The organism is Rubripirellula obstinata (assembly GCF_001642955.1).
GTDB lineage: Bacteria > Planctomycetota > Planctomycetia > Pirellulales > Pirellulaceae > Rubripirellula > Rubripirellula obstinata.
The window spans coordinates 1-11,388 of sequence record NZ_LWSK01000154.1; the positions used below are offsets into that span (position 1 = coordinate 1).

An 11,388-nucleotide genomic window follows, 5' to 3' on the forward strand; every position below is an offset into this window, starting at 1 on the left:
AAGGACGATTGGCCGGGCAAATCCAACTGCTCGAAAGGCTACTCGGAGTGCCAGAATCGACGCTGGACCAACTGCTGTCCAAGCCGCTTGCAAAGCTCGAACGTGACTTGCAGCGATTACAAAAGGACTTGGATCAACGTCCGCGGGAATGAGATCACCCACCCAACCGCGCACCATCGTTTTGCCCCCACATCGTTTTGCCCAATGATCGGCCTGATTAAACCGAGCGAGTAACCCATTGGCCAAAAGCAAGAACCGCTAATGGTCGCTAACAAAACGCTAACAAGACACGTGATGGGCAAAACGATAGAAGGGCAAAACGATTCCTAGCTCACCCACTGGATCAATTTGTCTACCTCTAATCTTTCTGCTCAAATACATTCCCCACCCGAGCGCGCAACATGCTCTTGCCACCTATAGTCTTGCCAGCATCTCGTCATCCTGAAATCTGCAATTCCCCGATTGATCATTGCCGATCTGTTTGACGTATGATCTCAGCCGATGTTTGCCGAGTCGTGCGATGGGTGGCGTCGGCTAACTGGCAAAACGTGAGCTGTTGGTAGGCTGCGCAGCTGTCCTGTCGCTAGCTGTGAACAAAATGCTTCTGGACAAAATAGCATCGATGAACTCGTGTCTATAGAAGAACGTCAGTTTGGTAATCCATTGGGCCCAATGTGGGTGCCCGAACGACAATCAAGCGTCGGAATCTCCATCATTACAAGCACCCCTCGCTTGGTGAAGCTTTTCGAGTGGTGCAAGGAGTGCTGACTGCCCCTTGGTTAGCCAGAACTACGTGAATCATGGGGTGAAAACGAATGGTAGCCAACAAGGGCCGTACGTTTCCAGCGTCAAAAAACCGCATATTTATTATGTTTTGACGCACCTTTATGGAAATCACTCGATCCCTTCGTTCAACTTCGGGACGCCCCCCACAAGAGAGTGTTAAGTTGCAGGGTTTTCTTGGTTCGAACGGTTGACCCGCCCCCCGCCTGAGTTTAGTGTCTTCAACGTCCGAGTCTACGAATAGGTGCAGGAGGCACCGATGGTGAGCAGGAAGCTTTCGCGAAAGCGACACGAAATCAGACTCTGGCATCCTGATTCACACCCAAGAACCCGCCTCCTATTGGATGCTATCCCGCATGATCGCGGACCTGTCCCTAAGCAACACCTCGACGCCCCATCCGCGTCGTCCAAGTCCGCACCAGCGCCGGTGCAACGCCTGGTTTTCCAGGTGTGTGCTGCGAGCAGGCGGCCTCGAACTCGCAATCGTTCCCGAGTTCAAAAAAGGTAGCACTGCGGTATCTTCTGTTGTTATCGCTAGCGACCACTGTGCTACCGTTCGCCATAGCTTCCGCGGAACGTCTGGGTTGCCTCCTTCGCACTCCTCAGCGTTGCAACACTTCTCACGCTTGGAGGTCGCGCAGTTTTTTAGGCTCGCAAAACATAGTTGTTGCGATCCACTTTTCCTTTTGGGAGAGGTCGAGCCAAAGCGAGGGAGAGGGCTACGATCGATCTTGCTAAGACCTTTTGTCCGCCACGCATCACAACCGCGATTGCCCCGCTTTCGCCTCACCGTTTCTGACACGTCCTCTCAAGTTCCGCTCCACCTAACTTCTCCGTGCCAGTTGATTTTTGGAATTCGCTGGGTACACACAAAGCTCATCGCGTTGGAACTACAGACTAGGTCTGTTCCCCCCCCCACGCAAATCCATTTTTAGTTTGACTCTTTAACAGCGACGTGGTGGCCCCCAGCGGCTGCCGGCTCGTTCTTTTAGCGAGTGGCACCCGCCACGCCGCGTTGTTCTTAGTCTTTTGATCGAAGGTTTTACAAAGATGTCCCACCGCAATACTCGACGATTCGGCACCGGCACCCAAGCCAACCTCAGCCGCGCCGACAAACTAAGAGCCTACGCCGGCCGCCAAGCCAAATTCGACCAAGCCCGCCGCGACTCCTGGGCACAAAAACAAGCCGCCCGCATCGAGCGATACAAGAACGCCTTCCGCGGCGCCTGGCTGACCAAGATTGGCTTGGGCCTGGTCGCGATCCTGGACCTGCTTCGCAACCCGCCGTTTATCGTCAAGTTCGTCAAGCGTCCCGTCGCCCCGTACATGATGGGCCTGCCCTTCGGCATCAGCCTGTCCCGCCGCGACCGCACCTCGACCGGCCAATCCTCCCCCCGCCCCAGCACCCAAAGCCGCATCAGCGCCGAAACGCTCGAACAACGTCAGTTGCTGGCGGCGGATATCCTCGGCGTCGACGGCAACACGGACTCGCCTGGATTCGTTGAGATGTCCGGCATGACGGCCGACACCGCGACCACCAGCGACACCACGCCGACAATTACCGGCACCACCACAACCAATGATCCGGCTGAATTGCATTTTCAGCTCAACGGACAAGCCGTTTCTGGTGACGTGACGGTCACCGAAGACACCGATCCCAACACGCCGAACACTTGGACATTCACGCCCGACACTGCAATCGTCAACACCAACACGCTGCAGGTCGTTGAATCCGCAACAGTTCCGACGACATTCACCGCTGACGATGCCGTCACCATTTCATTCGAGTCCGGTGCCTCCGTCGTCGAAGGCGACAGCATTCAAGCAGCCATCAACGCGGCTCCGGCGGGCAGCACCGTTCGTTTGGGAGCGGGAACGTTTGCCGAAAAGCTGACCCTCTCGAAATCGATCACGCTGATCGGTGCCGGCCAGGGCCAAACGATCATCGACGCCACCGGTGAAACTCGCGGCATCGAGATCACCGCCACCTCGGATGTCACCATTCAGGATCTGACGATTCAAGATGCCAACTTCTTCGGGATCCATACCAACGGACCCTCCGGCGTCTCAAATGTTACCATTCAAGACGTCACCATCACCGGGATCAAGCGTACGCTCAGCGGGGGCCAGGCATTCGGCGGCACCGCCATCGATCTCAACGGCGTCACGGGAACGAACCTAGTCAAAGACGTCACTGTGATCGGAAATGAAGGCTACGGCATCGCATTATCCAGCGCACAGAACGTCACCATCCGCAACGCAGTGACCGCCTTGGGCACCGACCCGGTGGTTCGCAACGAGTTCGGCGGCATCGGTATCTTCCCAAGTGCCGGCGCGAGCACCGCTCCGACGGGTATTGTGATCGACGATGTAAACCCCGGCTTGGACCTCGTGACCATCCAGCCAGGCTCGACAACGATCACCGCGAGCACGAGCACTGGTAGTGATGTCAAGTTGCCGTTGACATTCGTTGACCGAGTCGCATCGACGCGATTGGCTACAGATCCTGCCGACAACTTGGAAGGCGTTTCTTACACCACCGCAGGCAACGGTGCCCCGTTGGCCGGTTTCCTTGTTTCAACGAGTGCTTTTGACGACATCACGCTCGAGAACACCGCCACGGACACCTTCACCGTGCTCGATGGCATGAGCATCCAAGACGCCATCGACGCGGCCGAAAACGGCGACACCGTCAACCTGACCGCAGGGCCGTTTGCTGAAAATATCTTGGCGGATAAGCCAGTCACCATCGCCGGTCAATCCGAAGCCGGCACGATTCTCGATGCCTCCGGCGGTGCCTACGGCATTCACGTCACCAGCGACGATGTGACGATCGAGAGCCTGACGATCGACGCAGCTCAAGTCTTCGGTATTCACACCGCAGGTTCGGGAACCGCGAACTTGACCATCACGAATGTAACGGCCAGCAACTCAGGCATTTACGAGTTCGGCGGCGACTTTTTCGGCAATGGTTTTGACCTCAACAACGTCGCCGGTGCCGTCTTGACCAATGTCACGGCCACGGGCAACGGCGGGATCGACGGGACCATGGCAAACAACAGCACCAACATGACCGATCGTGACTACGGTCACGGAATCTCGATCACCGGCGGAGCGAACGTCACCATCGATGGTGCGAGTTTGGATGGCAACGCCTTTGCGGGCTTGGGTATCTATTCGAGTCCGACCGGCGGTGCCGTCAGCGGCTTGACATTGGACGGTACGATCAACGTCTCAGGCGTGGTCGCCGGAGGCACCGCGGGTGGCAACAACGGAATCTACATCGCCGACATGCCTGGCTTCGCCCCCGGTCCGCTCAACGTCGACGCCGCCGCCTCGGTCAATTTCGGCAGCAACATCTCGGTCCCCTACGCCGCGCTGAACCTGAGCGGCGATACCGCCGACCTAGATCAATTCGCCCGCGACCTCGGACTCAACGCCAAAGTCGTCGGCGGATCCAATGTCGCCGGCCTGGAAATGTCCCTCGCCTACGCCGCCGACGTGAGCGCCACTGTCGCTGGATTGCGAGCACTGGTCAGTGCTGGTCTAGCGCCCGCCGATGCATTCGTGGTTGATTTAAGCAGTGGCACGATTCAAACCGGCGTTGAGCCAACCACTGCCACGCCCGCTGAACTCGAAGCCGTTTTCGATCAGGTGGTCTTGAACACACCGCCAGAGCAAGTTCCTCAGATTGAGGTTGAATTACCAGCGGCAACGGGTGGAAATAACCCGGTGCAGGATTTCATTACACAGATAGGGCAGACTTCTGCCGCTGGGGACTCCCGTCCAGTTGAAGTCAAACTCTCACTTCCAGCCGGTGAAACCTTCTCAGGCATCACTATTGATGCACCTCAGGATGTGGTGCTGATTATCTCCGGCACCAACAACATCATTACCGGCGCTTCGCCAGCGCTGGCGGTACTTGATGGCGAAGTCATCGTTCGCGATGGTGTCACTATCAACCAGACCGCGAGCGACGAAACGATTCGGGTCGAAGACGGAGGAAAACTAACGCTTCAAAATGTCACGGTAAACGAGTCATCAACGGCATCCGCTGCTGCCATCCTTGTGCTTGATGGTGGTGAGCTAGACATGTCTTCCGATGACAACACGATCAACATCGTGGGGACCGGGACATTGATCGACTGGCAAGATGATGCCAACCTTGAAATTGTTGGCAACACCTTGACCGAGGATGATGCCGCGTTCGCGAACAACTTTGCGATCGAGCAGGCTATTAGTCACGCAATCGACAATTCCGGCAATGGCCTCGTCACCTGGGTCGACGGCGAACTGTTTGTCGCCGCCGGCGGGTCGATCCAAAACGCCATCGATGCGGCTTCCGAAGGTGACACAGTCAACCTGGCTGCTGGCACTTACACCGGAAATCTAAATATCAACAAAGGACTGTCGCTGGTTGGTCCGAATGCCGGAACGACTGGCAGTCTCACCAGGACAGGTGAAGCCATCATCCAGGGTGTTGCTCCGATCGCTCCCGATACGATCAAACAAGCCGTCATCGTCAGTGCCGACAATGTCACCATTGATGGCGTGAAGGTAGATGCGACAAACATCGGCTTCGATTCGACGGCGATTCGCGCTTCGGATGTCCAGATGCTTAACATCGAAGACACGGTCGTTATCAATGGAACCGCCTTGTCGCCGACCGCAGATTCGATGCGTCGGGGAATCAACCTGACGAATGTTAACAACGCTACGGTCACGCGTAACGCCATTGATCTGGGATTGATCGATCCGAACATTTCGATCTTCAGCAGTCCCCCTTTCGAGAGCGGGACCTCCGGCACGGGGCCTGCGGCTTTTTATGGTGTCCAGGTAGCGGCGATCCTCGCTGGCACCTCCGGCACCGTCAACGTCTCGAATAACCAAATTTCCGGTGCTGGTATCGGCGTGCGCGTCCGCGCCGACAACAGTATTTCAGGACTGACGGTCGATGGAAATACAATCACGGATGTGGTTCACGGCCTGACCTTGCCGGGCAACTCCTTCGAGGAGTATCTGGCCGGTGATATCAATGGTGTCGTCTCCAGCGTTGCCGTTACCAACAATACTTTCGGAACTGCTGCTCCAGGCAAAGGCATCGACGCGGCATTGGTCGGCTTCGATGGTCGAAACAATGTCGGTACAGGCGGTGACGCCGCACCGACTATCAACGGTCTGATACTCACGGGTAACACGTTCAACCAAGAAGGAACTGGAAATGCCGACGGCGAAGGCCCCGATAACTCCGCCGTCTTCTTCGTCGACCTTTTTGCATCGCCAAATGTTGTTCCGTCATCCCAGCTAATCGGCACCAACACCATCACTACTGGCGCTGCCGATGACATCATCGTCGGCGGCACCGGGCCAGACACGATCGACACCGGGGCTGGCGATGACTTCATTCAAGGGAAAGCTGGGGATGACGACCTCACCGGCGGCGCTGGCACAGACACCGCCGTCTTCAGCGGCAACATCGCTGACGCCGAGTTTGAAACCACAACGAACGCCGGCTTCATCACTGCCATTTCTGAGGTAACAACGACTGCCGACGGCACAGACACTCTCTCCGGCATCGAGCGACTCCAATTCGACGACGGCACGCTCAACACGATCGAATTGACCCACCCGGTCCAGGTCTTCAGCTCCACGGATGACCTCGAAGCAACCTTCCCAACGCTGAGTGCCGCGATCGCCGCCGCTTCGTCGGGTGATACCATCCGGGTTGCGGCTGACCTCAATGTCACCGAAGACATTCTTGTCACAGACGGTGCTGGAATCACGCTGGAACTGCGGGGTACTGTCGCTGGCGAGATCAATATCGAGGACGCGGGAACGACGATTACCGCGGTTGACACTTTGGTCCTGGGCGATGCGTCTTCGTCAGACGGATTTGTGACGGCCGGAACACTCAATGTCGGAAATCAGAATGTAACGCTGCTCGATGACGGTTCGGCCAGCCTAGGGTCCTTGACGACTCTGACCGGCGGAACCCTGACTGCGGCCAACGGAATCACGCTGTCCACTGGCGACACGTTGTCCGGTTTTGGGACTGTCAATGGAGGCGTGTCGGCTGGTCTTGGAACAGTGCATGCCAACACGGCTGGACAAGCCCTAACCATTGGCACAACAGCCGGTTCTGGAGGCTTCAGCTCCAGCGGCGCGGTGACTGTCGACGCAAACGCAACACTTGTTATTGTGGACAGCAATGCGATTTTGCTGGGGGCGACAACCACAGTCGACGGAACTCTGACGGCGCAAGAAAGTTCGTCGAGTTTCGATGTCGACTCTTCGGGGACACTGACATCAAACGGCACAGTCAACGGAGACGTTGACGTTGACGCGACCGCCACGCTCAACGGTGATGGCGATGTCAATGGCGACATCACCGTGCTAAGCGGTGGCACTTTAGCCGGCAACCTTTCAGTCGTGGGCGATGTGACCATCGACGATGGCGGCACTCATGCGCCGGGCAACAGTCCGGGTATCACCAATTCCGGCGACTACACGCTCAACGGAACCCTGGTCATCGAAATTGAACTTGATGCGACTGGCGGGATCGTTGCCGGCGATGACCACGACCAAACCAACGTGACAGGAACGGTCACTCTTGGGACGACATCGGTGCTAAATATTGTAGCGGCTAATGTCGGCGGCAACGGATTGCCCGCAAACGAAGACTCGTTTGTCATCATCAACAACGACATGGCTGATGGAGTTTCCGGCACGTTTGGCTCCGTGACTCACAACATGCCGACGGGTGGATTCGCGATCGATTACGCAGCGGACACAAGCTCAAACGACGTAGTCATCACGTACGACAATGTCGCCCCGGATGCACCCATCGTCCAGAGCGTTAGCACCGACTCTGGGATCAATGGCACCGACGGGATCACCAGTGACAACACGTTGGTCTACAACGGCACGGCGGAAGCCGACTCAACGGTCGAGGTCTTCGTTGATGGAAGTTCTGCAGGAACAACGACAGCCGATAGTAACGGTGAATGGCTGTTTGACGACATGGGAACGACCGTTGCCGACGGCACCTACACGATTACCGCCACCGCGACCGATGCAGCCGGAAACGTCAGTCTGGTTTCAACTGCTTTCACTCTGACAGTCGATACCCAGACGCCAGAAATCACAGCGGCGGTCGATACCGGGCTCGTTACCGAACTGGGTGATGGGGATCCGAATGAATTGATTGGCAACAGCACGGCGACGGGGACGATTGACTACGCCGACCCGCAAACGACCGATACGGGGCATACGGTCACCACGACACCGCTGGGCAGCGGCTACCTTGGCTTCGTTTCGTCGGCGATCAACAGTAATGGCAATGGAACTGGCACGGTGACGTGGACTTACAACGTTGCGAATTCAGCCATCGACTTCCTCGCCGCTGGCGAAACACTCACTCAGAATTACCGGTTGCGCATCACCGATTCTACCGCCCGTTTTGTTGACCAAGTGGTCGTGATTTCGATCACCGGCACCAACGACGCGCCGGTCGTTTCGGCGACCACTTCGGTTGCCTTGAATGAGCAGACCGACACCAGCGTCATCAGCAACACGCAAACGGTAACTTTTGCCGACGTTGATTTGGCTGACGTTGGTCACACTGCCTCGGTGACTCAGGTCCAACTCGATGGAGTTGTGCCTCCAGGACTAACTACCGGAGCTGTTGAGACAGCAGTAGGAACTCCGGTGTATGTGCCACTTCTGTCGTTGGGGACGGTCACAAAGACCGCTGGTTCTAGTACTGGCTCCATCGCGAACGTGACTTTCTCCGCAGGTTCGACGGTATTTGATTACCTCGCCGCAGGTGAACAAGTCACTCTCACCTACACCATCGCCGTCAACGACGGCGAGGCAACAGATAGCATCGGAACCCAGACGCTAGTCGTCACGATCACCGGCACCAATGACGCTCCGGTGATCACCGATGGTGACACTTCGGCACTCGAAGAGGACACCAATGCGAATGGTTCGGGTGACCTGGAAGACGGCGGTTCGCTAGCGTTCACCGATGTGGACTTGACCGACACGCACACGGTTTCGGAAGTCACGACCTCAACGGTGTGGTCGAATACTGGCGGTATGTTGCCGACGGGCTTGGCGGCTGCGTTGGATACTGCCTTCGGCGCGACACTCGGTACCGACAGCACGAATACCGGTGCCGGTTCGATCGACTGGACGTTCTCGCTGGCCAACGATGAAGTGGACTTCCTGGCTGCTGGCGAAACACTGACGGTGACTTACACCGTCACGGTGACCGATGTCACCACCGGGGCGACCGACGATGAGACCGTTATCGTCACGATCACCGGTACCAATGACGCGCCAGAAATCACGGTTACCGACCCCGTAGACTTCACTGAGGGCGATTCTTTCGATCCGATTGGATCAGCTACTCCAACGACGACGGTAGATACACAGACGGTGGACTTGCTTGGATTAAGTGATCCCGCGGTTCCAACGAGTGCATTGATTACCGAAATTACTGATGTCGATCTAACCGATGTGCAGAGCATCTCAAATATCGCCGCCTCGGTTGTCGCTTCATCTGGAGGAGTGAATCCGGTTCGATTTACCCCAGCGGAGATCCTTGCCGAATTCACCATCGTCGATGTTGACGCGGTGGGCGGGACTCCTGCGACCTACACCATTAGCTTTGACAGGAACGCGACGCTCTTTGATCGGCTTGACGATGGCGAGAGCATTCAAGTTGCGATTACCTACGATGTTCATTCTGGGGGGGAATTGCTTAGCGAAAGTGCTCGTGACACCCAGGCCGAAAGCATCACGATCACGATCAACGGTAGCAACGATGCACCGCATATCATCGACGCCACAACTCTTGCCGGAACGATCACCGAGCGAGCTGATGGTGCGGCAGACGAAAACTCGGCGGTACTAACGGCGACCGCCGCGATCACGTTTGACGATATCGAAGAGCTGGATATGCATAGTGTGACTGTCGGTTCAGGGACAGTTGGGACTCGTACTTACGATGGAGTGACGACAACACTGCCAGTTGCACAATTCCGCGGCCTCTTCTCCGGTGGGCAATCTGGAACCAATGAGGTCACTTGGACATTTAATGTCTCCGACGGTGACTTGGACGACCTCGCTGCTGGCGAAGTGCTCGTTCAGAGGTACACGATCACGATTGATGATGGAACCGACAGCATTTCTCGCGATGTCGAGATTACGATCACAGGGACAAATGATGCCCCGGTGATCGATGCAACGATAGCAGTTGATTTGGATGAGCAGACCGACTCGAGCGTGATCTCCAATACTCAGGCGGTCACGTTCACGGATGTGGACTTAGCTGATGTCGGCCACACCGCCGCTGTCACCCAAGTAGAACTGCAGGGTGTTGTGCCTCCAGGTATCACCGATGGCGATGTCGAGTTGGCGGGTGGATCCGCAGTCTATGCATCGCTGCTTTCAACCGGTGCAGTCACCAAGGCAACAGGCTCTGACAACGGTTCAGTTGCCGATGTGACTTTCTCAGCCGACTCAACGGTATTCGACTATCTGGCGGAAAACGAAGTCCTCACCCTGACCTACACCATCGCCGTCGATGACGCCGAATCGTCAGATAACATCGGAATGCAAACGCTTGTAGTCACGATCACGGGCACCAACGATGAACCGGTCGTCGACACGATCGCTCAGACGAACCTTGACGAACAGACTGATACGGACGATATCACTGCTGACATTGACGTCACGTTCACCGATGTCGACCTGACGGATGTCGGTCACACGGCCTCGATCACCGGCGTGACCACTGGTGGCACGACGACGGGTTTGGCGTTGGATGCCACGGCGTTAACTGGCTTGATGTCGGTCGGCACGGTAACTAAGGCGAGCGGTACCGACAATGGCGAAGTAACGTTGACGTTCACGGCGGGATCAACGGCGTTTGATTACTTGGCCGAGGGCGAAGTTCTGACGCTGACCTACACCGTCGAGATTGATGACGAAGAAGGCCTTGGCAACTCAACGGGGACGCAGACGTTCGTCGTTGAGATCACCGGCACCAATGATGACCCGGTCGTCGACATGATCGCTCAGACGAACCTTGACGAACAGACTGACACGGACGACATCACTGCTGACATTGCCGTAACGTTCACCGATGTCGACCTGACGGATGTCGGTCACACGGCCTCGATCACCGGCGTGACCACTGGTGGCACAACAACCGGCTTGGACTTGGATGCCACGGCGTTGACTGGCTTGATCTCGGTCGGGACGGTGACTAAGGCGAGCGGTACCGACAATGGCGACGTCACGCTGACGTTCACGGCGGGGTCAACGGCGTTTGATTACTTGGCTGAGGGCGAAGTTCTGACGCTGACCTACACGGTCGAGATTGATGACGAGGAAGGCCTTGGCAACTCAACAGGAACGGAGACATTTGTCGTTGAGATCACCGGTACCAACGATGGTCCGGTGGCCAACGCGATTGCGGCGGGCACGTTCCCGACGGTGGATGAAGACGAGACGTTTGGCGGGACGTTGACCAACGCTCCCGGACCGACGGACATTCCGATCAGCACGTTTGCGACCGACGTGGATGACATGTTG

1 protein-coding gene is annotated in these 11,388 nt (G+C 56.8%); it reads left to right on the forward strand.

Features of this window, described 5'->3' with window-relative positions; all coding sequences use genetic code 11:
• Positions 1–1,833: 1,833 nt before the first annotated feature.
• Positions 1,834–11,388 (forward strand): VCBS domain-containing protein (locus RC85_RS22920; RefSeq protein ID WP_068267075.1); only part of this gene is annotated, 9,555 nt, incomplete at its 3' end.